The organism is Clostridioides sp. ES-S-0005-03 (assembly GCF_020658455.1).
In the GTDB taxonomy this organism is placed as follows: Bacteria; Bacillota; Clostridia; order Peptostreptococcales; family Peptostreptococcaceae; genus Clostridioides.
This window is the reverse complement of sequence record NZ_JACVWI010000001.1, coordinates 184,177-209,741: the sequence shown is the minus strand read 5'-3', so window position 1 is coordinate 209,741 and position 25,565 is coordinate 184,177. Positions and strand designations below refer to the sequence as shown.

General features: G+C 27.9%; 22 protein-coding genes. 4 read left to right on the top strand and 18 right to left on the bottom strand.

Annotation, left to right across the window (positions count from 1 at the left end):
* Window positions 1–169: 169 nt before the first annotated feature.
* The 4 genes from IC218_RS01000 (at window position 170) to IC218_RS00985 (ending at window position 4,036) form a co-directional block, all read left to right on the top strand.
* Complete coding sequence (locus tag IC218_RS01000; protein WP_227434178.1) at window positions 170–1,105, top strand: ABC transporter ATP-binding protein; 936 nt, start codon at window positions 170–172, stop codon at window positions 1,103–1,105.
* 13 nt (window positions 1,106–1,118) lie between these two features.
* Window positions 1,119–2,216, top strand: a complete 1,098-nt coding sequence (locus tag IC218_RS00995; protein WP_227482233.1) for an ABC transporter permease — start codon at window positions 1,119–1,121, stop codon at window positions 2,214–2,216.
* 2 nt (window positions 2,217–2,218) lie between these two features.
* Window positions 2,219–3,283 (top strand): ABC transporter permease, encoded by a 1,065-nt coding sequence (locus IC218_RS00990; RefSeq protein ID WP_227823648.1) that lies wholly within the window; start codon window positions 2,219–2,221, stop codon window positions 3,281–3,283.
* 255 nt (window positions 3,284–3,538) lie between these two features.
* Window positions 3,539–4,036: a CarD family transcriptional regulator gene (locus IC218_RS00985; RefSeq protein WP_227434175.1), complete on the top strand. Its 498-nt coding sequence runs from the start codon at window positions 3,539–3,541 to the stop codon at window positions 4,034–4,036.
* Window positions 4,037–4,219: 183 nt separating this feature from the next.
* On the opposite strand, the gene IC218_RS00980 is transcribed toward IC218_RS00985, so the two are convergent.
* From IC218_RS00980 to rnc, 18 genes are all read right to left on the bottom strand, one after another.
* Window positions 4,220–4,468, bottom strand: a complete 249-nt coding sequence (locus tag IC218_RS00980; protein ID WP_227434174.1) for a hypothetical protein — start codon at window positions 4,466–4,468, stop codon at window positions 4,220–4,222.
* A 65-nt stretch (window positions 4,469–4,533) separates the two neighbouring features.
* On the bottom strand, window positions 4,534–5,550 hold the full coding sequence (locus IC218_RS00975) for an alpha-hydroxy-acid oxidizing protein (RefSeq protein WP_227823647.1): 1,017 nt from the start codon (window positions 5,548–5,550) through the stop codon (window positions 4,534–4,536).
* Between the two features lie 57 nt (window positions 5,551–5,607).
* Window positions 5,608–6,375, bottom strand: a complete 768-nt coding sequence (locus IC218_RS00970; RefSeq protein WP_227823646.1) for a ribonuclease HII — start codon at window positions 6,373–6,375, stop codon at window positions 5,608–5,610.
* Window positions 6,376–6,446: 71 nt separating this feature from the next.
* Complete coding sequence (locus tag IC218_RS00965) at window positions 6,447–8,639, bottom strand: adenosylcobalamin-dependent ribonucleoside-diphosphate reductase (protein WP_227823645.1); 2,193 nt, start codon at window positions 8,637–8,639, stop codon at window positions 6,447–6,449.
* A 536-nt stretch (window positions 8,640–9,175) separates the two neighbouring features.
* Window positions 9,176–10,471 carry a branched-chain amino acid transport system II carrier protein gene (gene brnQ, locus IC218_RS00960; protein WP_227823644.1) on the bottom strand — a complete coding sequence of 432 codons (1,296 nt, stop codon included), beginning with the start codon at window positions 10,469–10,471 and terminating at the stop codon, window positions 9,176–9,178.
* A gap of 1,133 nt (window positions 10,472–11,604) precedes the next feature.
* A complete protein-coding gene (brnQ, locus tag IC218_RS00955; RefSeq protein WP_227823643.1) occupies window positions 11,605–12,897 on the bottom strand; it encodes a branched-chain amino acid transport system II carrier protein in 1,293 nt (430 codons plus the stop codon).
* Window positions 12,898–13,286: 389 nt separating this feature from the next.
* The gene (gene ylqF / locus IC218_RS00950) at window positions 13,287–14,183 is read right to left on the bottom strand and encodes a ribosome biogenesis GTPase YlqF (protein WP_227434168.1); all 897 of its coding nucleotides are present in this window, start codon (window positions 14,181–14,183) and stop codon (window positions 13,287–13,289) included.
* 317 nt (window positions 14,184–14,500) lie between these two features.
* On the bottom strand, window positions 14,501–14,851 hold the full coding sequence (gene rplS, locus IC218_RS00945) for a 50S ribosomal protein L19 (RefSeq protein WP_227434167.1): 351 nt from the start codon (window positions 14,849–14,851) through the stop codon (window positions 14,501–14,503).
* Between the two features lie 187 nt (window positions 14,852–15,038).
* On the bottom strand, window positions 15,039–15,734 hold the full coding sequence (trmD, locus tag IC218_RS00940; RefSeq protein ID WP_227434166.1) for a tRNA (guanosine(37)-N1)-methyltransferase TrmD: 696 nt from the start codon (window positions 15,732–15,734) through the stop codon (window positions 15,039–15,041).
* An 8-nt stretch (window positions 15,735–15,742) separates the two neighbouring features.
* Window positions 15,743–16,258 carry a ribosome maturation factor RimM gene (gene rimM / locus IC218_RS00935; protein WP_227434165.1) on the bottom strand — a complete coding sequence of 172 codons (516 nt, stop codon included), beginning with the start codon at window positions 16,256–16,258 and terminating at the stop codon, window positions 15,743–15,745.
* A 110-nt stretch (window positions 16,259–16,368) separates the two neighbouring features.
* Window positions 16,369–16,596, bottom strand: coding sequence for a KH domain-containing protein (locus tag IC218_RS00930; protein WP_227434164.1), 228 nt, complete (start codon window positions 16,594–16,596; stop codon window positions 16,369–16,371).
* A gap of 64 nt (window positions 16,597–16,660) precedes the next feature.
* On the bottom strand, window positions 16,661–16,933 hold the full coding sequence (rpsP, locus tag IC218_RS00925; RefSeq protein ID WP_003419338.1) for a 30S ribosomal protein S16: 273 nt from the start codon (window positions 16,931–16,933) through the stop codon (window positions 16,661–16,663).
* 39 nt (window positions 16,934–16,972) lie between these two features.
* The gene (ffh, locus tag IC218_RS00920; RefSeq protein WP_227434163.1) at window positions 16,973–18,325 is read right to left on the bottom strand and encodes a signal recognition particle protein; all 1,353 of its coding nucleotides are present in this window, start codon (window positions 18,323–18,325) and stop codon (window positions 16,973–16,975) included.
* On the bottom strand, window positions 18,322–18,690 hold the full coding sequence (gene ylxM / locus IC218_RS00915) for a YlxM family DNA-binding protein (protein ID WP_227482226.1): 369 nt from the start codon (window positions 18,688–18,690) through the stop codon (window positions 18,322–18,324). Before ylxM ends, ffh begins: the two co-directional genes overlap by 4 nt.
* Before the next feature lie 102 nt (window positions 18,691–18,792).
* Window positions 18,793–20,085 carry a signal recognition particle-docking protein FtsY gene (gene ftsY, locus IC218_RS00910; protein ID WP_227823642.1) on the bottom strand — a complete coding sequence of 431 codons (1,293 nt, stop codon included), beginning with the start codon at window positions 20,083–20,085 and terminating at the stop codon, window positions 18,793–18,795.
* 26 nt (window positions 20,086–20,111) lie between these two features.
* A complete protein-coding gene (gene smc / locus IC218_RS00905) occupies window positions 20,112–23,666 on the bottom strand; it encodes a chromosome segregation protein SMC (RefSeq protein WP_227823641.1) in 3,555 nt (1,184 codons plus the stop codon).
* Between the two features lie 27 nt (window positions 23,667–23,693).
* A complete protein-coding gene (locus tag IC218_RS00900; protein ID WP_227434159.1) occupies window positions 23,694–24,764 on the bottom strand; it encodes an elongator complex protein 3 in 1,071 nt (356 codons plus the stop codon).
* Between the two features lie 53 nt (window positions 24,765–24,817).
* Window positions 24,818–25,528 carry a ribonuclease III gene (gene rnc, locus IC218_RS00895; protein WP_227434158.1) on the bottom strand — a complete coding sequence of 237 codons (711 nt, stop codon included), beginning with the start codon at window positions 25,526–25,528 and terminating at the stop codon, window positions 24,818–24,820.
* Between the last annotated feature and the right edge of the window lie 37 nt (window positions 25,529–25,565).

Sequence of the window (25,565 nt, the reverse complement as noted above, 5' to 3'; positions counted from 1 at the left end):
AAACTATAAACAGAATTTTAAAAAACTTAACTTATAATAAATATAAAACTATAAAGTGACTTAAGTCACTTTTTTTAGTGACTTATAGTAATAGAAATACACCTATTAATTCTTTATTATAATATTATAGATTTTTAAATTACACAAAAATATTTTGGGAGGGATTTTTATGGATATAGTTAAAGTAAATAATATAACAAAAAGATTTAATGATAAGTTAGCACTTGATAACATTAGCTTTTCTGTTAAAGAAGGGGAAATATTTGGACTTATTGGTCCAAATGGTGCTGGTAAATCTACACTTATAAGTATAATTACCAATCTTACTTTACCAAATAGTGGTAATATTCAAATAAATGGTATAGATTTGTCAGCAGATCCTATGAGTGCAAAATCTATAATAGGATTAGTTCCACAGGAATTAGCAATTATGGAAACACTAACTCCTTTTGATAACTTAGAATACTTTGGAGCTTTCTATGGATTGAAGGGCAAGTTACTTCAAGATAGAATCAATGAAGCCTTGGAAGTTACAGGTCTAGCTGAAGTTAAAAAGAAAAAAGTAAAAAAATTATCTGGTGGTATGCAAAGAAGATTAAATATTGGGATAGCACTTTTAAACCACCCTAAAATATTAATATTAGATGAACCAACTGTAGGTGTTGACCCTCAATCAAGAAATCACATTTTTAATTTTATAAAAGATATATCTGAAAAACAAAAAACTACTATTATATATACATCTCATTATATGGAAGAAGTTGAACATCTTTGTTCTAAAATCTTTATTATGGATGAAGGTAAAGAAGTTGCTTTTGGGGATAATAATTATCTAAAATCAATAGTATCTACAAGTACAAAATTAATTATGGAAATAAAAAATATAAATGCTCAACTTATATTTGATTTAAAAAATACTAAAGGAGTTATATCTGTTTTAGAAAATACTTCAGTAATAGCATTAGATGTAGATAAAAACTTTCTGCTAACAGATGCACTTTCTGCTGTTGATAAAAACAATTCAAAAGTAGTACGTATATCTTATGAAGAACCTAGTTTAGAAGATGTATTCTTAAATCTAACAGGTAAAAATTTAAGAGACTAATGGGGGTGATTTTATGAAATTATATATAAGTGTAAAAACTATGTTAAAAGGTCTGAAAAGTTCCTTCATGATTAGTTTGCTATATTTCTTGGCTCTTCCTTTACTTTTAGCTTGGTTCCTTGGAATGGTAACAGGAGATATGTTTCAAAATCCTATAAAAACAGAACCTATATCAATCGTTGTATATGACAAAGATAGTTCCAAGTTATCAAGTAATTTGACAAACTTTTTAAAAGATGATTTATCTTCTGTACTAAAAATAAACAAAGATGATTCTGATGCAGATTTAAAACTTACAATACCTAAGGGATACGAAAACAATATTCTAAATGAAAAATCAAATACTTTAAATATAGAAAAACTTGGAACTAATGATGACTTAGCAATACTACTTCAAAACATATTAGATACTTATCATGAAAAATTATATTTAAATAATTCTCAAAAACTAAGTTCAGAAGATTTTTCTAAGTTGTTTAATAAAAGTTCCATTGCTACTTCTATAATAAAAAGCGATATCGAACAAAACTCATATGAATACTTTGCTTTAGTTTCATTGGGATTCCTTGTAATAATTTTCATAATGAATAATATTTTGTCAAATTATATAAGTGAATCAAAAGGGCTTTCAAAAAGACTTTATTCTATGCCTATAACTAGAGTGCAGTATTTAATTTACGACTTTGTAGGTTTATGGATTTACTCATTTATATTTCTATTATTATATGTTTTATTTTTTAGAATACTAGGAATAACATTTAAAGGTAATCTTGCCATATTGACCTTACTATGTGCTTTGTCATCATATTTTATGACTTCGATATCTACTTTTGTAACTAGTTTTTTTAGTAAAAAATATGGTACATTCATAGTTTATATGTTACTTTTCTTACAGACAATTTTTGGAGGTATTTTTAACATGATAAGTGAAACTTTTACTAAGTTTACTAGTTTATCTCCAACTTATTTGATAGGAGCTCTATATAGTGACTATGAAAGCTTCAATACTTTAAGTTCAATAAGTAATTTAATTGTAACATGCTTAGTTGCCTCTACAATATTGATTATATTCTCTATTGTAAAAGAAAAATATAAATGGAGGGAGATTTAATAATGATTAGATTAATTCTTGCAAATATAAAAAGATACATAAAAAATCCTTCTCTTTTAGCTAGTATGGTTATGATTCCTATTATATTAGTTGTTTCTCTTAACCTTTTTTCTAGTAAATCAGACAATCAATCTATGTACTTTTCTCCAGTAGCAGTTGTATCTAACTCTTCAGGAAAATATGAACATAAATTGATAAATAATTCAAAGTTAAAGGAAAACACATTTAGATTAAATGAAGAAGATAAAGCTATGAACTTATTAAAAAATAATAAAGTTTCTGCAGTATTTGTTTTAGACAAAAATTTTTCAACTGATATAGATAACTTAAAAAGACCTGCTGTTAAATGTTTTAAAACTGAAAATGGTGGTGGTAGTCTTTGGGCAGAATCAGAAATAGAATCTTTTATCAATAATTCTTTAAAATCAAAAATAGATAGAAATCTGGATGAAAAATTAACTAAAACAACTATAGTTGATAGCAAACCTGATAAAAACACAAATTTATTTTTACCAGTTTTCTTAATATGTTATTTTATGTATATTAACGCAGCGCATCTTGCTTCTGACTTATTTTCATTAAAAAAATCAAATGTTTTAAGAAGGCTTATTTCTACAAAACATAAAGATATAAAAATAATTTTTAGCATACTCTTAGGTTTATTTTTTATTCAAGCAATTGTATACACTTTAATACTTGGATGCCTTACATTTATTGGAGATTTTAAATTAACTCTAAATGTATTAATGATTGTACTAGCAAATAGTTTTGTTTCCACTGGATTTGTATTTTGTATAGCTAGAGTATTCAAAAATGAAAACTCTATAAGCCTTGTAACTACATTTTATTCTTTAATAGGTTTAGCTATATCTATATCTAGTCTGATACCATCAATGAGTGAATTATCGTTTATGGCTAATCTATCAAAGCTTACACCTTTTTACTGGACTATAAACGCTATTAAAAGCAATGATAGCATTTTAATAAATGTAATCGTTCTAATACTTATTGGAATAGTATTTGTAACAGCTGGAAGTTTTAAATTAAGAGATTTTGCAAAAAACTAATGATTACTAAATATAGTTAGTATATAATTTTATACAATACTAACATAATATTTCAAGATGTTAAATTATTTTATATTATATTTTTATAGTTAGTTTTATAGTTGGTTTTAACCACTTTTGATGCTAAACTTAGTATTATATATTAATATTTTTGACTTGTCAATAGTTTTATGATATAATATTAATTATTAGATAATTAAAGCATTGTACCCAAATTGCAATATCTAAAATTCAGTTTGGAGGTATAACTAACATATGTATAATATCGGTGAAAGTGTGATGTATCCAAAAGAGGGAGCCTGTTATGTAAGTGATATTGTAACCAAGGAAATAAATAAACATATGCAGAAATACTACGAATTAACTGTCATTTTCAATAGTACTCTTAAAATTTCTATTCCTGTTCTGAATGCTGACAAGATTGGTGTCCGTCCAATTATGAACGAAAATGAAATTGATAATTTTATCCAATCTATTAACAAAACAGATGCTATATGGATTTTTGATAGAAAGAAGCGGCTTAAATTATACCATGATAAATTTCATTCAGGAGATATCTTTGAGATTGTAAAATTAATTAAGATGCTTATGATACAAGATTGTTCAAAGCAATTATGTAGTACAGATAAGGACTTTTTAAATAAAGCTCAGAGATTTGCTTTGTCGGAATTAGCTGCTGCTCAATGTAAATCCTATACAATCGTATTAGAAGAAATGAAAAAACATATTCTAAATCCGAAAAATAATAATTAAACCAGTCTTAAAGACTGGTTTTATTTTTTAGATTAATCATATTTATTACCATATTTTACTTTAGATTTCATAATCTAGTGTTCATAATCTAGTGTTTATAAAGCCATCTTAACTAGAATATATTTTATACAACAAAAAACCAAGTGTAAGTCAGTAATATGATTTACACTTGGTCAACAAAATCTAATCTTCCTCAAGTTCCTTTTTTTCTTCCAATAATACATTCAATTCATTTGCTTCTAAAATCTGTGCTTCTGCAATGTCAAGTAACTCTTGTTGCCATTCCACACATTTATCTTTGTAATCAAAAGGTAGCGTTCTGTCAACTATGTACTTATCGATACATTCCTCCGCACTTTTAACTATTTGCTTTCTCTCATCAATAAATTTTTCCAATTCTACTAAGGCTTCTTCATAAGCTTTTTTACTCATATAAATTCCCCCTTTGTATAATTGTTCTACATTAAAATGATTTTTCCTCTTTTTTGTATAAAAATTTATTTGTATATAACTTTTCCATCAATATCTTTTATAGTTTGACATCCAGTTAATATCATAGAACCACTTAATTCTGATTGAAGTTTATTTACATAAGTTTCTACACCATCAGTTGCTCCACCAAATGAAGCTGTTACAAAAGGTCTTCCTATTAATACTGCATCTGCCCCTAGACCTATCATTTTTAATACGTCCAACCCTGTTCTAACTCCACCATCTGCAAGTATTGTAACTTTACCTTTAACAGCCTCAGCAATCTTTGGTAAAACTTCACATGCTCCTGGAGTACAGTCAAGTACTCTTCCTCCATGATTTGATACAACAATTGCATCTACACCTGCTTCAACTGCCATTAACGCATCTTCTACAGTCATTATTCCCTTTAATATAAATGGTAATTTAGTAGATTTAACTAATTCTTTTATTTGGTCAACATTCTTAGGAAGTACTGGTTTTCCATGTAGTGATAAAGTTACTAAACCACAAGCATCTATATCAACTCCAACTGCAAATGCTCCAGCTTCTTCAGCCAATCTTATTTTTTTTATAATATTTTCATTGTCCCAAGGTTTAATAAATACAATTCCAGCACCATTATACTTTTTAACTACATCTAAATTTTCCATTAAAAATGCATCTACTGCTGTATCTCCAACCATTGCATAGATACCACTATTGACACATCCTGCAACTACTGGTTCTATGTAATCTCTTTCATTTATTTTTCCACCCATATTTAAAGTAGTTCCTGTTACTGGAGCTGCAAATATAGGAGCACTCATTTTTTTTCCGAACATTTCTATAGATGTATCAGGATTTGAAACATCATGTATTACTCTCATATTTACTTTTACTTTTTCTAAACTCTTGCTATTTTCTATAAAAGAAGAACCACTTCCTTTACCTCCCATACCAGGTACTTCACCTGCACAGACAACTCCATTGCAAACTTTACAAACTTTACAACTTCCATTTAAATTTTCTCTAGCATTTTTTAATAGTTCATTATAATCCATCTCTAATCCCCCATTAATTATAGTAATTTATATAATATATATTATATCATATTATGTTTATAGTATATTTTTCAAGAAGCTTTTTCTATGTATAGGAGTTATCCCATGTTTTTCAATAGCTTCATAGTGTTCTTTTGTTCCATATCCCTTATGAGATTTAAATCCATATTCTGGATATACTCTATCATATTGATACATTATACTATCCCTAGTAACTTTCGCTAATATACTTGCTGCTGCTATTGATATAGATTTTGAATCTCCTTTTATAATTGGATTTTGAACTATATCAATTCCTGGTATTGTCGCTGCATCAACAAGTAAGTAATCTGGTGTTTGTTTTAAACAATTTATTGCTTTTTTCATTGCCATATACGTGGCATTTAATATGTTAAATTCATCTATTTCTTCGTTATTTACTATCCCTATTCCATAATCTAATGCTTCTTTTTTTATTACTTCAAAAAGCTCCTCTCTTTTTGCTTCACTTAGTTTCTTAGAATCATTTACGCCTTCTATTTTTGTATTTTTCTTAAACACTACAACAGAAGCTACAACAGGACCTGCAAGTGGTCCTCTTCCAGCTTCATCAATTCCTCCAATATATAAATATCCTTTACTATATCCTTCATTTTCAAACGTATTTATGGTTTCTAATCTTTCTGCTTCTTTTCTAATATTATCTAGTTTCTTAGCAAGTTTTATAGCCAAACTTTGAACAGATTTTCTTTCGTCCACTCTTAATATTTCTATATATTCCATATACTTTTCAACTTCTAAAGCCTCAATTATTTCTTTAATCTCCCTCACACTCTTGTTCTGCATGCTATCCCCTCATCTTTCACCTGTAAAAATATTCTTCTCTTAAATATATTAAAAACTCACTAACTTAGAATTTAATTGCATCCACTATATCCACATTTTAAACATATACTACATCCACCTGTATGTGCTATTCCTTCACTACCACACTCAGGGCATACAAACTTTTCATCTTCTTCAAAATTTTTACTTTTTAATTCTTTGGCTTTTTCTTCTTTATTATCTTTTTCTTCTTTATTATTTTTATGAGATTCTTTTTTATTATCTTCTTTTTTGTTATTTTCTTTTTTATTATCTTCTTTTTTTTCATTTATTAAGATTCCACTCCTTTTGCATCCATCTCTAAATATTGTCACTCCCTTAAGACCAGCTTCCCATGCCTTAACATATATGTTGAAAACATCTTCAATTGTAGTTTCAAAAGGTATATTTATTGTAGATGATATAGAAGCATCAATATACTTTTGCCATACTTTTTGCATATTTATTCTTTCTTCATATCCTATATTCATAGCAGTAACAAAAAAATTTGGTAAACATTCTTCATCTGTAATGCCTTTTTTATCCATATATTCTTTAACTATTGGAGTATATACTTTATAATACACATCTTCATCATGCAAACTTTCAGTTTTTCTTATATATGAAAGATTAAATATAGGTTCTATTCCTCCACTAATACCTATCATTGTAGATATAGAACCTGTAGGAGGTATAGTTAAAAGTTGTGAGTTTCTAAGCCCATACTTTTCAACCATCTCTTTAATATCATCATTTAGGTTTTCTATAAAGAATCTAGATTTAGAAATATTTTCATATTTATACTCACTAAATGTGCCATATTCTTTAGCAATCAAAGCTGATTGTTTTACAGCTTCGTTAAGCATAGTCTTACCAATTAAATCACACAATTCTAAAGATTTATCAGAACCATATCTTATCCCCATCTTTATAAGCATGTCAGCAATACCCATTACACCTAATCCTATTTGTCTATATTTATAGACACTATCCCTTTGTTCTTGTAATGGATGTAAATTTAATCCCTCATCTAATACATCATTTAAAGCTACCACAGCTTCTCTAACACAAGATTTTAACTTATTAATATCAAAGGTAGCATGTTCCCCAAATGGTTGTATTACAAACTCTGATAAGTTTATTGAGCCAAGCAAACAGCTTCCTCCACTTGGAAGTGGCTCTTCTGCACAAGGATTTACACCTGAAAAACAAAAAGACTTATCTTCACTCATAAGGTTATATGTTTTTATTTTGTCCCAAAATAATATTCCTGGTTCTGCATAATCCCAGTTATTTTTAACAAACTTATTAAACAAATCATATGCATTTACTATTTTGACTATTTTTTCTCCAGTAGTTTCAACTTCAAAAGTACAATTATACAGCTTTTTTTCCTTTACAGCTTGCATAAACTCATCTGTTACTCTTACAGAAATATTTGCTTTAGTAACCTTCTCCAAATCAGTTTTTATATCTATAAATTCCTCTATTTCTGGATGATTTACATCCATAGAAATCATAAGAGCTCCTCTTCTACCTCTTTGACCAATCAAACCTGTCGTCATGCTATAAAGTTCCATAAAAGACACTGCTCCAGTTGTATATTTTGCAGCATTATTTACTTTTGCACCTTTGGGTCTTAATTTTGAAATATCAATTCCAACCCCTCCACCATAACTAAAAGTTCTAGCAAGTTTTTTTGCAGTGTCAAAAATATCTTCTATACTGTCTTTTGGTGGCTCTATTACATAACAATTAGAATAAGTTACTTTTTTACCTTCTTTATGTAAACCTCTATTTGCTAAAATTCTACCTGCAAATAAAAATCTCTTTTGTCTTATTAACTTTGATATTCTTGGACTATTATTTGAAATTCTCTTTATCCATTCATCAAAAATTTCTCCATCGTGTCTATACTTATTTTTCCATATTGATTTTTGTAATTCATCAAACTCCCAAGCCTTATGTCTTATTTCTGAACGTCTTTCTCTATATAATATGTAGTGTTTTGCTATATCTTTTCTATTTGATTCCATAAGTAATACTTCAACTATATCTTGGATTTCTTCTACAGATAAACATTTTTCCATAGAATTATAATCATTAGCAATTTTTCTTGATATATCATATGCTAAATCTCTATCTACTCCACCTTCACTATTTATACTAGCTTTATAGACAGCATCTTCAATCTTACTTTTACTAAAAAGTTCTTTTGTCCCATCTCTTTTTATTATGTACTTCATTTTTAGACCTCCAATAAATTAGTATTACATTAATACACCTATTAGTTGTAATTCTAAACAAACTTTTTTCTATATTTGCATGTTTTCATATTAATTATCTTACACAATATATATTATACTATTTTATATTCAATATAACACGCTTTATAGTTTTCTCAATTAAGTAAATGAACTTTTTATATTCTAAATATCTTCTATTAAAAACTTAAAAATAACATAAAAAAGTATATAAAAGTGTAATTATACTCTTATATACTTTATTTTTTTATAAATTTTATCCTTATTATTCCATTATTTCCCATTGAAATTATTAATAAATTCTTTATATTTTCCATATAAATATGCTACATCCCATAAATATTATTTGTAAATATATATAACAAAATTCAACCTAACAATAATCTATCTTTAATCTACTTAATTTAATATCCATTTACATATAAATACATATAAAGTTTTACATATCAAAAAGGAATTGCCTCCTAAATGATTTTAATCACTTTAAGACAATTCCTATATGTATTAATTATTCTTTATTATTGTACAGCTTTGCTGCTTTGAGATGGAATAAAGTTCCCTATTATTCCAGCTATTACAACTGGAACTACCCAGTTAAATCCTAATGAAGCTAGTGGTAAGCTATTAACTAGAGGTATATTTATACCAAAGCTTGTTGCAACTGTTAATACACTTACTAACAATGCCATATATGCAGCGCATTTAAATACGTTATCATTTTTAATTTTATTACTAAATAATGCTAGTATAACTAGAGTTATAGTTGCTGGATATACCATACTTAATATAGGAGAAGAGAATTTTATTATTGTACTTACTCCAAAGTTTGATATGATTGCACTAAATACACAAACTACTATAACTATATGCTCATATTTTAATTTCCCATCTGTAAGTGTTGAGAAATATTGACCTGCTGCTGAAGAAAGACCTATAGCTGTTGTTAAACATGCTAATGCAACTATAATAGCCAATAGAATCTTACCTGCATTTCCAAGTAATGCTGCTGTTATTGAAACTATTAAAGCTGTTTGTTGAACATCTTGTCCATATATTTCAGATACAGTTGCTCCAAGGTAACATAATCCACCATAAACTAGTGCCATACCTATTACCGCTATAACACCTGCACTTACTGTAGCTTTCATCTTTTCTTTTTCACCTGTATAACCTTTAGCTATTACTGACATGATTATAATTGATGCAAATACACTAGCTGCCAATGCATCCATTGTTTGATATCCTTGAGTTATACCTTCTGCAAATACATTTTGTATTAAAGAAGCATCTCTTATTTCTCCTAGTGGAGATACAATACCTTTAACTATTAATACTGCTAAAGCTATAAGTAAAGCTGGAGTTAAAATTGATCCAACTATATCTACAACTTTTGATGGTCTTATTGTTAAAATCAATACTATAGCAAAGAATACTATAGAGAATATTACTGGGCTTATTCCTGAACCTATTGTAGGTAATATACCCATTTCATAAGTTGTTGCTGCTGTTCTAGGTATTGCCAAAAGTGGTCCTATACAGATTACCATTGCACATCCTAATACAACACTTAATCCTTTACCAGCTCTTGAAAACATTTTTGATGTGTCTCCATTGAACTTAGTTGCTGCTATAACTGCTAATAATGCCAAACCACCATCTGCGAAAAGGAATCCTATGAAAGCTACTAGCCAACTACCTCCGGATAAAACTCCTAGATATGGAGGGAATATTAAGTTCCCAGCACCAAAAAACATTGCAAACAGTGCAAATCCAATTACAATTACATCTTTAAACTTGATTTGTTTCTCACCCATTTAAAGCACCCCCATTTGAATTTTACTACTTTTTATTACATTTTACCAAAAAATAAGTCCAATCTCTTCTTAAATGAAAACCTTTTGACGAGATTTTATTTAATTATACATTTTTGACTTAAACTTGTCAATTATGTTTCATAATTTATAAAATCTTCGCAATATTTAGTACAACTTTCTTAATTAAATAAAATTAACATGTATACTTTAAACATATATGCTTTTTTTATTTTTATTTAATTTTTCTTGACAAAATTAAAACTTTTAAATCATCTTAATTGTGCGACTTTTTAAATTATTTGCATTATTCCCAATTTATATTGCTTTATAGACAATATTAATGTATACATCACTCTCCTTTTTGTTTTGTATAATCTTTTAATTTCAATTTAAATTTTAAATATTTTGTGTTTATTATATAATCTGAAAAAAAAGCAGTCAATATGATTTTTAATTTTTTTAATTTTCAAAATTATGATACTTAGAAAATCGTTTTCCTTTTGTCATAACTTCTATTTACGTTAATTCTTGTAGTATTTTGTATTTATTTTGCTAAATTCACTATTAATTTTACGTAATTCCAATTCTACGCTTATAGACTTTTTACTTGCTAGAGTGCTTCCAAATCATTTTTTCTGAAAATTTTTTATTATGATTTGTTGATTTATTTTTCTTCATAGAAACTATATTGTAAGTTCCAACTTGTTAAAACTTTGCAGTTGCTAGTATTCATCTTAGTTTACTTATTTTTTAGAATTTACTAAATAATCTTAATATAATCCAATTAAAAAACAATTTAGTAATTTACATAAGTTATTTATATGTTCAAATGCCTTAAATTTTATTTTATTATTTTATTATTGTCACAATTTTATTTATATAATATTTTTGTAAAAGTCAACTAATACACATATCTGAACTTCTAATATTCCTTTAAATAGCTTTTATAAATACTCATCATTGTTAAAAAATAAACATTATTATTTTTTTAATACTTCTAGCTAATTTTTACTATATTAAATGCAAATAATTAGTATATACTCAAAAATAAAAAGAGTTATCTATATAAATAGTTTCATTTATTATAGATAAATCTTTTATTTTCAGATGCTTATATTTCAATTAAATAAGTTTTAATTTGTACCAAGTGTATTAGATTGACTCTTTGATGGTATAAAATTACCAATTATTCCAGCTATTATAACTGGAACTACCCAGTTAAATCCTAATGTATGAAGAGGTAAAGAATTTACTACTGGAACGCTTACTCCATAACTAGATATAACTGTTAATATACTTACAAGCAATGACATATATACTGCTCCTTTGTATACATTATCATTCTTAATTTTTTCATTAAAGAAAGCCAATATTATTAAAACAATTGATGGTGGATAAACTATACTTAGTATAGGAGATGCTATCTTTATTATAGTTCCAACACCAAAAGATGCTACTACTGCACTGAATACAGATACGGCTAATACTATTTTTTCATAACTTAACTTACCTTTTGTAAGTCTAGAAAAATATTGCCCTGTTGCAGATGTAAGACCTATAGATGTAGTTAAACATGCTAGAGATACAACTATTGCTAAAATAACTTTTCCAACATTTCCAAGTAATCCTTGTGTTATATTTACTATTACTTGTGATTGTACTGCATCTGTTCCATACATTGTTGATACAGTTGCTCCAAGGAAACACAATCCACCATAAACTAGTGCCAATCCTCCACAAGCAAGAACACCTGCTTTACCAATCATCTTTAACTTTTCACTAATACTAGTATATCCTTTTTCATTTAGGGATACTATCAGTACTGATGCAAGTGCTATTGCTGCAAATGCATCCATTGTCTGGTAACCTTGACCAATACCTTCTGCAAATACATTAGGTATCATAGGTTTATCTATTACCTCTCCAAGAGGAGATATAACACCTTTTATAATTATAAATGCTAAAGCTATTAGAAGAGCTGGAGTTAAAAACTGTCCAACTATATCTACGACCTTAGATGGTCTTACTGTTAATACATATGATATCGCAAAATAAACTATACAGAATAATAACACTGGAATTGAACTTCCAAATAAAGGCATCATACCCATCTCATAAGTTGTTGCACCTGTTCTTGGTATAGCTAAGAATGGTCCTATACATAAAATATCTACACAACCTATAAGAATTCCCAATTTCATACCACATCTTTTAAACATTTCTACTACGTTTCCATCGAATTTAGCTGTAGCCATTACTGCTAGAAGTGCCAAACCAGCATCGGCAAATGTAAATCCTAAGAAGGCAATTAACCATTCTGGACCTGTAATTATTCCCAAGTATGGTGGAAATATTAAGTTACCTGCTCCAAAGAACATTGCGAATAATGCAAATCCAAATACTATTACATCTTTGGTCTTACCCATTATAAAATCCCCCTTTTTAACCTTATTAAATTAACAAAATTTCTCAATTGTTCACGTTTGCATAAATAAATTAACTAAAACAATAAGAATCTATTATTAAATTAATAAAATTAAATAAATTAAATTTTTAATATATTGTATTTATTTGTGCTTATTATATATTATATGAAACAAGCAAGTCAATATGCCAAAATTGCAAATTATCATACTGATTTTAATTTTCAAAAAATTAGGTATATTTGTCTTAAATTAATATTTTTGAAAGTTTTCTAATCTAATTTATACTTTCATGTGACAATTTTTGTCTATATTTCAGAAAAGAAAAAAAACCTTTTAAAAAAAGGTTTTTTTTTACTTATAATATTAATTTTTTAACCCAGCTTTAAAATCTATCTTTTAACACTCTCTGGTACTTCTAGTGTTATATTGCCTATCTTTCCATCTCTAAACTCATTTAAGACAGTTACAGCTATGCGTGTATAATCAAGTTCTTTCCCACCTGTTATGAATCCTCTTTTATGACCAATCATATCCATTGTTTCAATTGGAGTTTCTCCTAAAGAATCTAATTTATATCTAGCTTTCAACTTTTCTGGCTCTATTATCATAAGTTTTTCTATAAGTCTTAAAGCTAAGGTCTCAACGTCTAAAATCTCATCTTTTATAGCTCTACTAAATGCTAAGTTTAAAGCAACTTCTTGGTCTTCAAACTTTGGCCAAAGTATTCCAGGTGTATCTAAAAGTTCAAGATTTCCCTTTAATCTAACCCATTGCTTACCTTTAGTTACTCCTGGTTTATCTCCTGTTTGAGTGCTTTTTCTACCTGTTAATTTGTTTATAAGAGATGATTTTCCTACATTTGGTACACCAACTATCATTATTCTTATAGCTCTTTCTTTTCTTCCTTTATCTTTTAAAGAACTCATTTTTTCTCTAGTTACATTCTTACATTCTTCTACTATCTTATTTACACCTACACCTTTTAATGTATCTACTGGTATAGCTTTTATGTTATTCTTTTTGTAGTACTCAATCCATTGATTTAACTTATCTCTATCTGCCATATCACTTTTATTTAATACAACTACCCTAGGCTTATCTCCTACAAGCATATCTATATCTGGATTTTTGCTACTAAATGGTATTCTAGCATCTAAAAGTTCAACCACTACATCAATTAGTTTTAAGTTATTTTTTACTAATTCTTTGGTTTTCTTCATATGGCCTGGATACCAGTTTATATGTAGATTATTATCCATAAGATACTCTTCATATTCATTTGACATGTATATCACTCCTTTAAAATAGTATGTTATTATTACCTAATTTTACTAAAAAATATATCTACTTAAAACCTTACATTGTCACCCTTTTAACATCATACTTTACATAATATTATCTTCTTATTTTTAGTATTATTTCAAAATATAATCCAATATTTATTGATTTTATTTTCAATTTTAAAATTCCTAAATCTATCAATAAATAGTATATTTTCAACAAATAATCATATCTGCTTACAATTTAATTATTTGTTATGATTTCAGTTAAAATAGAAAGAGGACTGATAAATCAGCCCCCCATTTATAAGTAAAGTTTTTAATTATCTATTTCTAGCTTCTTTTATCTTAGCAGCTTTACCTACTCTACCTCTTAAGTAGTTTAGTTTAGCTCTTCTTACTTTACCTTTTCTAGTTACTTCTATTTTTTCTATTTTTGGAGAGTGAACTGGGAAAGTTCTTTCTACACCAACATTGAAAGACATTTTTCTAACTGTAAAAGTCTCTCTTGCTCCTCCACCTTGTCTCTTTAATACTACACCTTCGAATATTTGTATTCTTTCTCTTTTACCTTCTATAATTCTAACGTGTACTTTAACTGTGTCCCCAGGTCCAAAATTAGGAACTTCATTTTTTAATTGTTCTTGCTCAATTGCTCTTAGCATTTCATTCATCTTTCTTCCTCCTAAATATCATAGACGTTCTTAACTACCCGACCAGTGTAAACAGAGGAACGCCCGTATTTTCAACATTTTATATTATACTATACTTCTATAGTTATTACAAGCATTTTTATATTTTTAATTCCATTTATAGCCACTTTATTGTATACATGTATATTAAATTTTATTGTATATGTTTTTATTTTTCTTGAGATTTTTTATATAAGTCTAATCGTCTTTCCTTAGTTATTCTTATAGATTCTTCTCGTCTCCACTCATCTATCTTTTTATGATTTCCTGATAAAAGCACTTCTGGTACTTTTAACTCTTCAAACTCTCTAGGTCTTGTGTAATGAGGATACTCCAATAGATTATCTTTAAATGACTCCTCTTCAAATGACTCGTCCTGATTTAATACTCCTGGAATTAACCTTGATATAGAATCTATCATTATAAGTGCAGGCAGTTCTCCTCCAGTTAGTACATAATCTCCAATTGAAATTTCATCAGTTACTATTAAATCAATAATTCTCTCATCTATTCCTTCATAGTGACCACATAAAAGTATTATATCCTCTTGGATAGACATCTCTTTGACTATAGATTGATTGTATACTTTACCTTTGGGAGTTAAATAAATTACTCTTGGATTGTTTATATTATGAGTTTTTATTATATGCTTATATGTGTCATATATAGGTTGAGGAGTCATCACCATACCAGCTCCTCCTCCAAATGGATAATCATCTACTTTTTTATGTTTATTATTAGAAAAATCTCTTATATTATATATATGCACATCAATTATGCCTTTTTCAACTGCTCTTTTCATTATACTTTCATTCATGTATGAATTAAATATTTCTGGAAAAAGCGTCATTATGTGAAATCTCATATTACCACCTAATCTATCATACCCTTAATAGGGTCTATAATCATTTTTCTTTCATCCATATCTATAGTAGGTACAAATTTTTTTATAGCTGGTATCATAAATTCTTTATCTTCTTCACCTTTTATTACATAGACATCATTTGCAGAATATTGAAGTACATCCTCCAAGACTCCTACATACTTTCCTTCTATAGTTAAAACTTCCAAACCAATCATGTCTGCTATAAAAAACTCGCCTTCTTCAAGGTCTCTACTCTCTTCTCTAGACACATACATAAATTTATTTTTTAGCTTTTCTGCTTTTTCTATAGTGTCTATATCTTTTATCTTCATTATAACCATAGAACCTTTATATCTTACATTTTCTACAGTCCACTTGTTGTTTAAATCTTTTCCTAAATAAAAATCTTTCAATTCATCAAATCTATCTATATCATCAGTAAGTGGATAAACTCTTACCTCACCTTTTAGACCTTGTGTGTTTACTATTTGCCCTACCTTAAAATGAGTTAATTTTTCATTCATGTTATCACCTTCTCAAAAAAATTTAATCTTATGTTACCATATCATCATAAATTCTCAAAACTGTACACAGTTATACAAAAAGGACTAGGCACTATACCTAATCCTCCTCTTTACACTATCTCAAGAGAAACTTTTATGTTTTCTCTATTTGCAACAGATCTTACGACAGTTCTTATAGCTTTAGCTATTCTTCCCTGCTTCCCAATAACCTTACCCATGTCATCTTGAGCAACTGTAAGCTTTAAGACGATACCGTCATTGTCTTTAAATTCCTCAACAACAACTGAGTCAGGATTATCAACTAGAGCCTTAGCTATATCTACAACTAGCTCTTTCATATATTTCATCTCCTAAAGTAACCTCAACAATAAGTATTTACTTATACTAATTGCTAAGAGAAAATTATTTTGCTTGTTTAGAAGCTTCGAATTTTTCTATTACTCCATTTTTTACAAGTAATTTTTTAACTACTTCTGTTGGTTGAGCACCAGTAGCTAACCATTTTATAGCTTTTTCATCATTTATTCTTACTTGTTTAGGTTCAGAAATTGGATTATAGTATCCTATTTCTTCTATGAATTTTCCATCTCTTGGAGCTCTTGAATCAGCTACTACTATTCTGTAGAAAGGTTTTTTATTAGCTCCCATTCTTTTTAATCTTATTTTAACTGCCATTACAGTCACCTCCGAATAATTTTTACTATTTTTTATATTTTATTTAAAAAAAGGTAAACCGCCTAAGCCGCCCCTTTTCTTCATACTTTTTTGTGAACCAGCAAACATCTTCATCATTTTTTTCATTTCATTAAGTTGTTTTATAAGTCTATTTACATCTTGAACAGTAGTTCCACTACCTCTAGCTATTCTTTTTTTCCTAGAAGCATTTAATATTCCTGGGTTACGTCTCTCATATGTAGTCATTGACTGAATTATGGCTTTAGTTCTATTCATTTCTTTACCATTCAAGTCTACATCTCCAAGTTGGTCTTTTATATTTCCCATACCAGGCATCATACCAAGTATCTTGTCTAGAGGTCCCATATTTTGTATTTGTTCCATTTGTTGTAAAAAATCTTCAAAATCTAGTTCTTGTTTTTTGATTTTTTGTTCTAATTCCTTAGCTTTTTCTAAGTCCATACTTTCTTGTGCTTTTTCTATTAGGCTTAATACATCTCCCATACCTAATATCCTTGATGCCATTCTGTCTGGGTGGAAAGGTTCTATATCATCTAGTTTCTCTCCCATACCCATAAACTTTATAGGTTTTTGTGTTACTGCTCTTATTGAAAGTGCAGCTCCACCTCTAGTATCTCCATCTAATTTAGTTAATACTACTCCATCAACACCAAGTGCTTCATTGAAGCTTTCTGCAACATTTACTGCATCTTGTCCTGTCATAGAGTCTACAACTAAAAGTATTTCATGTGGCTTAACTTCTGACTTAATTGACTTTAACTCATCCATAAGCACTTCATCTATATGAAGTCTACCAGCAGTATCTATAATAACCAAATCGTTAGCATTTTTAATTGCATGACTTAAACCTGCCTTGGCAATATTTACTGGACTTTCTTTATCTCCCATATTGAATACAGGTATATCCAATTTTTCACCAACAACTTGAAGTTGCTTTATAGCTGCTGGTCTATAAATATCACAAGCCACCAATAGAGGCTTCTTGCCTTGCTTTTTAAAATATCCTCCAAGTTTTCCTGCTGTCGTAGTTTTACCTGCACCTTGCAATCCAACCATCATTAAGATTGTAGGAGGTTTTGAGGAAATCATTACTTTACTTTGTACATCTCCCATTAAACTTGTAAGTTCTTCATTTACAATTTTTATTACATGTTGAGCTGGTGTCAAACTTTGCATAACCTCTTGTCCAACACATCTCTCTTGAACTTTTTTTATAAAATCTTTAACTACTTTAAAGTTAACATCTGCTTCAAGAAGAGCAAGTTTAACTTCTCTCATAGCATTTTTTACATCTGCTTCTGTAAGTTTTCCTTTTGACTTTAACTTACTGAATGCCCCTTGTAGTTTATCCGACAATCCTTCAAATATCATTTTATCATCTCCCTACATACATCTTCTATATTTTCTAGCTTAGGGATTAAATTAGCACAATCTCTATTGTGCAATAAATCTTCTTTAATGTCAATAATTTTATTTCTTATAAATTTAATATTTTTTTCCTGTTCTTGAAGCTTAGATACTAAATGTAGCTTTTCTTCATAATCTCTTAGTATCTTTTCTGAACGTTTCAATGTATCATATACACCTTGTCTTGATACACTTAAATTCTCACTGATTTCACCTAAAGAGTAATCCTCTTCATAGTATAGAGCTACTATCTCTTTTTGCTTATCAGTTAGTAATTCTTTATACTGTTCAAATAACAATCCAATTTCGACCATTTTTTCTATATTCATATCTTACACTTCCTAGCAGTATACTGTAAAGGTTATTTACTTTACACTATTGTATTTTATATCATATAAACACTCTTGTCAACCATTATTTTTAAAAGAATACTAGTTACCAAATAATGCATCTGAAAATGATTTTGCATCAAAATCCTGTAAGTCTTCTACTCTTTCTCCAACTCCAATAAGTTTTACAGGTACATCTACTTCTGACTTTACTGCAAGCACTACTCCACCTTTTGCTGTTCCATCAAGTTTTGTAAGTACTATACCTGTTATATCTGCAACTTCTTTAAATGTTTTAGCTTGAACAACTGCATTTTGACCTGTTGTGGCATCTACTACAAGAAGTACCTCACGCTTTGCTTCTGGAAATTCTCTATCTACTATTTTAAATACTTTTCCAAGTTCATTCATAAGATTAGCTTTGTTGTGTAACCTTCCAGCTGTATCACATATCAATAAATCTGTCTTTCTAGCTTTTGCTGCCTTTATGGCATCAAACACTACTGCTCCTGGATCTGCTCCTTCTTGATGCTTTATTATGTCTACATTAGTTCTATTTGCCCAGATTTCTAATTGCTCTGTTGCTGCTGCTCTAAATGTATCTGCTGCTGCTAATAAAACTTTTTTCCCATCTTTTTTATATCTATTTGCCAATTTTCCTATCGTAGTAGTTTTACCCACTCCATTTACACCCACCATTAGAATTATACATGGAGCTGGTTCTATGTCTAATGTAGAGTTTTCATTTGTAAGGATATCTTCAACTATAGATTTAAGTTCTTCTCTTACCTTTATTGGTTCAGTAATTCCCTTTTGCTTTATCTTATCTCTTAGTTTCTCAATTATGTCCATAGTTGTATTTACACCAACATCTGCTGTTATTAAAATTTCCTCTAAATCCTCAAGCAATTCTTCATCTATTTTTGTATATGATTTTAAAACCTCATCTATTCTATCAGTTATTCCTTGTTTTGCCTTTGTTAATCCTTGTTTTAATCTTTCAAACAAATTAACTTTCTTTTCTTCATATTTCTCTTCTTTATTTTCATAATCTTCATGTTCAGTTTCTTCATCATTATTATCATTGTTTAATGCTTCTATTTCACTATCTAGAGAATCATTATTTATTATCTCTTCTACATCTTGTTCATTAGTATCTATCTTATCTTCTATCTCTCTATCTTCTTCAGCACTTTCATCAACAACTTCTTCTTCAGTTTTTTCTGGAATATCTTCTACTTTATCTACAACTTCCTCCTCAAACCCTGAAAAAATTGTTTCTTCTACATTTTCTAAGTTGTCAGCACCAGTTTCTATTTCTTCTTCTGAGCCAACATCTTTTTTTTCTAATTCCTTATCCTTGTCTTTGCCAAAACCAAATAATTTTTTTAACACTATTCTTCCTCCTATGTCAATCTAAGTTATATAATATCAGTTATCTCTTGAGCTTCTTTTAGTTTTAAACTAATAACTTTTGAAATAGCTTTTTCTTGCATTGTAACCCCATATATATAATCAGCAGCTTCCATAGTTCCTCTCCTATGAGTTACTGATATAAATTGTGTCTCTTTAGATAAATCTTTTAAAAATTCTCCAAATCTGAATATATTTGCATCATCAAGTGGAGCCTCAATTTCATCTAATATGCAAAATGGTGTTGGTTTTGTAATTAATATTGCAAATAATATGCTTATTGCAGTTAGAGCTTTTTCTCCACCAGACAGTAGATTTAAATTTTTCATTTTTTTACCAGGTGGTTGAGCTGTTATTAGTATATCACTTTCTAATAAATTTTCTTTATCTAAAATAGTTAATTCTCCACATCCACCACCAAATAGTCTTTTGTACACATACTTAAAGTTTTTACTTATTTCTTCAAATTTAACCTCAAATTCAGATTTCATATTTTCTTCTAATGTATGTATAAGTTTTTCTATTTCCTCCATAGATTCTTCTAAATCTTGTTTTTGTTCACTATAAAAATCATATCTTTCTTTTATTTCTTCATATTCTTTGATAGAATCTATATTTATATTCCCAAGACTTCTTATTTCTCTCTTTAAATTTTCTAAGAATTTTCTATCTATCTCTAGATTTTCATCTTTGATTTCCAATGCTTGTACTAAAGTCATTTCATATTGTTCAAATAACTTATTTATATATGTGTCTTGACTAGTTTTTAATCTTTCTAATCTTCCACCAACCTTAAATAAACTTTCTTTAAGTTCTATATGTTGTCTATCTATAATTTTTAACTCTTTACCAATTTCATCAAAGTTATTTTTCAAGTCATCTTTAGCTATTTTTCTAGTTTCAAGATTTCTATTGCTGTCCCCTAATTGCTTAATTAAGTTTTCTTTTTCTTTTTCTTCAATAGATATAGAGTCTTGTAACTTAACTATTTCTTGTTCTTCATAATTTAATGATTCATCTAATTGTTTGGTTTTTTCTTCTAACTCGTAATTTTCACCAGATATTCTTTTTATATCTCTAACTATACTATTATAAGCTTCTGTTTTCTTTACTAAAGTTAGGTTTAATTCATCAAATTCAGATTTTTCTTTATCATACAAATCATTATATTTTTTTATTTCATCACTTAATATATCAATTTTTTCTTTATTTTGATTGTATGTATTTTCTAATTCTTCCATCTCTTTTTTAACAATATCACTTTTTTCGAGAGTATAATTCAAGTTAGAACCCAAATCACTTTTCTCATTATCTAATCTAGTAATACTAGATTTTAAAGATTCAATCTCAGATTCGATATTTTCTATACTTGTACTCTTTATTATAATGCTTTTTTCTAAATCTTTTACTTCATTTTCAACTAAGTCAATTTCACTTTTTATATTTTTTATATTTTTATTTAGAGATTCTTTTGTAATTTCTAGACCTGAAATCTCAACCTTAACATCATTTATTTTTTCTGTATATTCGTTAATAAATCTTTTTCTTGATAATATATTTCCGTTAGTTTTTAAACTACCTCCTGTTAAAGAACCTCCTGGATTTAAGATTTCACCATCTAAAGTTACTATTTTAAATCTATGACCAGTTTCTTTTGCAAATTTTATCCCTTCATCTATATTATTTATAAATATCGTTCTTCCAAGTATATTTTCAATTATATTTCTATATTTTTCATCAAACGTAATTAAATCACTTGCTATTCCTATAAATTTAGTATTTGCTTTTAAATTTCCCAAACTTATTTTATTTGATTTAATTATATTTAATGGCAGAAATGTTACTCTTCCTAAATTATTCTTCTTTAAATAGTTTATTGCAGATTTAGCACTAAACTCATCATCAGTTATTATATTTTGCATATAAGCACCAAGTGCTGCTTCTACAGATTTCTCATATTTTTCAGGAACATTTATAATCTGTCCTAGCGCTCCATGAATACCTCTTAAATCCTTATTTTTTAATACTTCTTTTACACCTCTATTAAATCCCTCATAATGGTTTTCCATATCTATATAAACATTTAACTTTGAGTTATATCCATTTAGATTGTATTTACTTTTCTGTATTTCATCTTCTATCTTATTGAGTTCATTAATAGAATATTGTAAATCAGCAGTTAATTTTTTATTTCTGTTATTCACATTGTTTAAAGTTTCTTTTTTCATATTAAAGTCTTTATTTATACTATCTAATTCAGAAGATTTTGTTTGGACATTTTGGTTTAACTCTGCTATTTCTGAGTTTATGTTTTCATCTCTGATATTCATATTTTCTTTATTTGCATTTAAAGCAGATAACTTATTACTAAATTCTTGCTTCTTATTTAATATATCTATTATATTTTCTTTAAATAATTCTATATCATTATTTAAAGATTCCAACTTCATCCTTTGATTTTCTTTACTAGATTCTAACTTTTTTATATTCTCTTGTAATATCGATAACTCTTCGCTATTTGAAGACTTATTACTTTCTAATTCTTTTATGTATACCTTATTTTCATTTAGCTTTTCTTTTATATTGTTTATTTCAGAATTTTTTCTATGAATTTCATTTGTAAAGTTTTTTATTCTTTCTTTAATTAAATTTATCTGTGACTCTTTTTTTGATATAACACCTTTAATTGAATTTATATAATCTACAGATTTTTCAATTACATCTTGTAGTACCTCTATCTCCTTATCAACATCTTCTTGTTTTTTCTCTACAACATTTTTTTGTTCTTCTTTTTCTTTAAGTTCTTTTTCAAGAACTTTACTATGCTCATCAACTTCACTCAGTTCTTTTTCTATTCCTTCAATTTCTCTTATAAAATTATTGACTTCTAATATTTTTAATTTTTCACTTATTTCTAAATACTTTTTTGCTTTTGTTTGTTGATTAAAAAGAGGTTTTAATTGATTTTCAATTTCTATATATATATCATCTATTCTTTCTAAATTTTCTTTTGTATTACTTAAATTTCTTTCTGCTTCCTGTTTTTTATATCTATATTTTGATATACCACAAGCTTCATCAAAAACTTTTCTTCTACTTAAAGGATTATTACTCAATATTTCATCTACTTTTCCTTGCTCTATGATTGAATAACCATCTTTTCCAATACCAGTATCTAAAAAGACTTCTTTTATATCCTTTAATCTGCAACTCTTATTATTTAGAAAAAATTCACTTTCTCCATTTCTATAGGCTCTTCTTCTTATAGTCACTTCTGTAAAGTCTAATTCTAATTGATTCTCAGAATTGTCAATAGTAAGAGCTACTTCACAGTAATTCATGGGTTTTTTTGTATCTGTACCTGCAAATATTACATCTTCAAGTTTGTCTCCTCTAAGACTTTTGATACTTTGTTCTCCTAATACCCATCTTACGGCATCAGATATGTTACTTTTTCCACTTCCATTTGGTCCTACTATCGCTGTTATTCCTTCTTTAAAAATAATATCTGTCTTTACTGGAAAGGATTTAAATCCCTTTAACTCTAGTCTCTTTAAATACAAATCGTTTCTCTCCCTTCATTGTTAAAACTAAAGGTTATAAATGTCATACAATTTTCTATGGATGTCTCTCATATTAGCAATAATTAAACTTTTCCCATCTAACACAATTTCTAATTGATTTATATCTAAATCTGATTCTTGTGTTTTTAAAATCACCCCAAAATTTTCTTTCATATATTTAATATTTGTTTTTTTATTTCCTATTATTTTAGAAATATTCTTTTTATTAGACTTCACCAACACGTTATTTATATTTTTATTTTGTAAAATAAGAAATTCTAAATAATCTTTTATCATCTCAGCTTCTACTAATTCTCTAAAAGCAGGGTGATATGGACCCGCTAAGACAGCTTTTCCCATTTGTATATCATCAGTAGCTTGAAGCCCGACTCTTATTACATTTATATCATTAACATAAAATAATACAAGTACTTTTTTTACTATTCTTATACTCTCGTCAAGTGTAAATGGCTTATATTCGTTTTGCTCCATCAATTTTTCCAGACCAGTCTCTTTTACCACTAAAGTTGGATAAATTCTTACACAATCTGGTCTAAGCTCTACAAATTTTTTGGCTGTAAATATGCATTTTTCTTCTGTATCAGCTGGAAGCCCAACCATCATTTGTAAACCAAGTTTAATTCCACTATTTTTTATCAACTTTGAACTCTTATATACAATTTCTGACTGATGACCTCTAATACTATCTAACAATACTTTTTCATCTAAGGATTGTACTCCAAGCTCTATTATACTTGTCTTATATTCTTTTAACATTTCCAATATTTCTTCACTAATACAATCTGGCCTTGTGGACATTCTAATATCTTTTATAAAACCTTTTTCTACATATTCTTTGGCAACAGCTAATAAACTTTTTTGTATATCTACATCTATGGCAGTAAAACTTCCACCAAAAAATGCTATTTCTACATCAGCATCCTTATCTATAGTCTTTAGACATTCTTCAATTATATTTCTTGCATCTTCACTAGTAACATCAGTACTCACACCTGTTATTTTTTTTTGATTACAAAATATACAATCATGAGGACAACCTTTGTGAGGAACAAATATAGGTATAATTCTCTTTTTCATCTACAACATCCTTCTAATCTAAATATTTCTTTTTATATTTTTACATATTATATTTATTTTTCCCATAATTTTTTCTTTAAAGCTACTTTAGCAGCCAATTGTTCTGCTTCTTTTTTACTTTTACCTTCTCCTATCCCCAAAACACCTTCATTAATTCCCACTTCCATAACAAACCTTTTATTATGGTCTGGTCCTTTTTCTTCTATAAGCCTATACCAAATATTATTTTCTCCATTTCCTTGTAATACTTCTTGAAGATGTGTTTTATAGTCTCTAAATATATTTCCCTTTCTTGAATCGTAAATTATATTTTCCATATGGTGTAATATAAATTGTCTTGCACTTTCAAATCCTCCATCAAGATATATTGCTGCTATTACAGCCTCAAATGCATCTGCTAATATTGAAGTTCTATGTCTACCTCCAGTAGCTTCTTCACCTCTACCCAGTAACATATGAACCCCTAAATTTATATCATTTGCAACTTCACTTAATGAATCCTCACAAACTATATTTGCTCTAAGCTTAGTCAATTCCCCTTCGGGCAGATTAGATTCTTCATTAAATAAATAATCACTTATCACTATGCCTAAAACTGAATCTCCTAAAAATTCTAATCTTTCATTAAAATTATATCTCTTATTTTCATTAGAATATGAACTATGTGTAAGAGCTTCTAGTATATATTCTTTATTTTTAAATTTATAATTTATAACATCTTCAAATCTTTGTATATTATCTAGTAATTTTTTACTTATCTTCATTATTACATCCCTCCAAAATCCTATTCTATAAATTCTA

Excerpts from the sequence above, each read along its gene's own strand:
- IC218_RS01000 (WP_227434178.1), top strand. The coding sequence starts at position 170 with ATGGATATAGTTAAAGTAAATAATATAACAAAAAGATTTAATGATAAG.
- IC218_RS00995 (WP_227482233.1), top strand. The coding sequence starts at position 1,119 with ATGAAATTATATATAAGTGTAAAAACTATGTTAAAAGGTCTGAAAAGT.
- IC218_RS00990 (WP_227823648.1), top strand. The coding sequence starts at position 2,219 with ATGATTAGATTAATTCTTGCAAATATAAAAAGATACATAAAAAATCCT.
- IC218_RS00985 (WP_227434175.1), top strand. The coding sequence starts at position 3,539 with ATGTATAATATCGGTGAAAGTGTGATGTATCCAAAAGAGGGAGCCTGT.
- IC218_RS00980 (WP_227434174.1), bottom strand. The coding sequence starts at position 4,468 with ATGAGTAAAAAAGCTTATGAAGAAGCCTTAGTAGAATTGGAAAAATTT.
- IC218_RS00975 (WP_227823647.1), bottom strand. The coding sequence starts at position 5,550 with ATGGATTATAATGAACTATTAAAAAATGCTAGAGAAAATTTAAATGGA.
- IC218_RS00970 (WP_227823646.1), bottom strand. The coding sequence starts at position 6,375 with ATGCAGAACAAGAGTGTGAGGGAGATTAAAGAAATAATTGAGGCTTTA.
- IC218_RS00965 (WP_227823645.1), bottom strand. The coding sequence starts at position 8,639 with ATGAAGTACATAATAAAAAGAGATGGGACAAAAGAACTTTTTAGTAAA.
- brnQ (WP_227823644.1), bottom strand. The coding sequence starts at position 10,471 with ATGGGTGAGAAACAAATCAAGTTTAAAGATGTAATTGTAATTGGATTT.
- brnQ (WP_227823643.1), bottom strand. The coding sequence starts at position 12,897 with ATGGGTAAGACCAAAGATGTAATAGTATTTGGATTTGCATTATTCGCA.
- ylqF (WP_227434168.1), bottom strand. The coding sequence starts at position 14,183 with ATGTCAAATGAATATGAAGAGTATCTTATGGATAATAATCTACATATA.
- rplS (WP_227434167.1), bottom strand. The coding sequence starts at position 14,851 with ATGAATGAAATGCTAAGAGCAATTGAGCAAGAACAATTAAAAAATGAA.
- trmD (WP_227434166.1), bottom strand. The coding sequence starts at position 15,734 with ATGAGATTTCACATAATGACGCTTTTTCCAGAAATATTTAATTCATAC.
- rimM (WP_227434165.1), bottom strand. The coding sequence starts at position 16,258 with ATGAATGAAAAATTAACTCATTTTAAGGTAGGGCAAATAGTAAACACA.
- IC218_RS00930 (WP_227434164.1), bottom strand. The coding sequence starts at position 16,596 with ATGAAAGAGCTAGTTGTAGATATAGCTAAGGCTCTAGTTGATAATCCT.
- rpsP (WP_003419338.1), bottom strand. The coding sequence starts at position 16,933 with ATGGCAGTTAAAATAAGATTAAAAAGAATGGGAGCTAATAAAAAACCT.
- ffh (WP_227434163.1), bottom strand. The coding sequence starts at position 18,325 with ATGATATTTGAAGGATTGTCGGATAAACTACAAGGGGCATTCAGTAAG.
- ylxM (WP_227482226.1), bottom strand. The coding sequence starts at position 18,690 with ATGAATATAGAAAAAATGGTCGAAATTGGATTGTTATTTGAACAGTAT.
- IC218_RS00900 (WP_227434159.1), bottom strand. The coding sequence starts at position 24,764 with ATGAAAAAGAGAATTATACCTATATTTGTTCCTCACAAAGGTTGTCCT.
- rnc (WP_227434158.1), bottom strand. The coding sequence starts at position 25,528 with ATGAAGATAAGTAAAAAATTACTAGATAATATACAAAGATTTGAAGAT.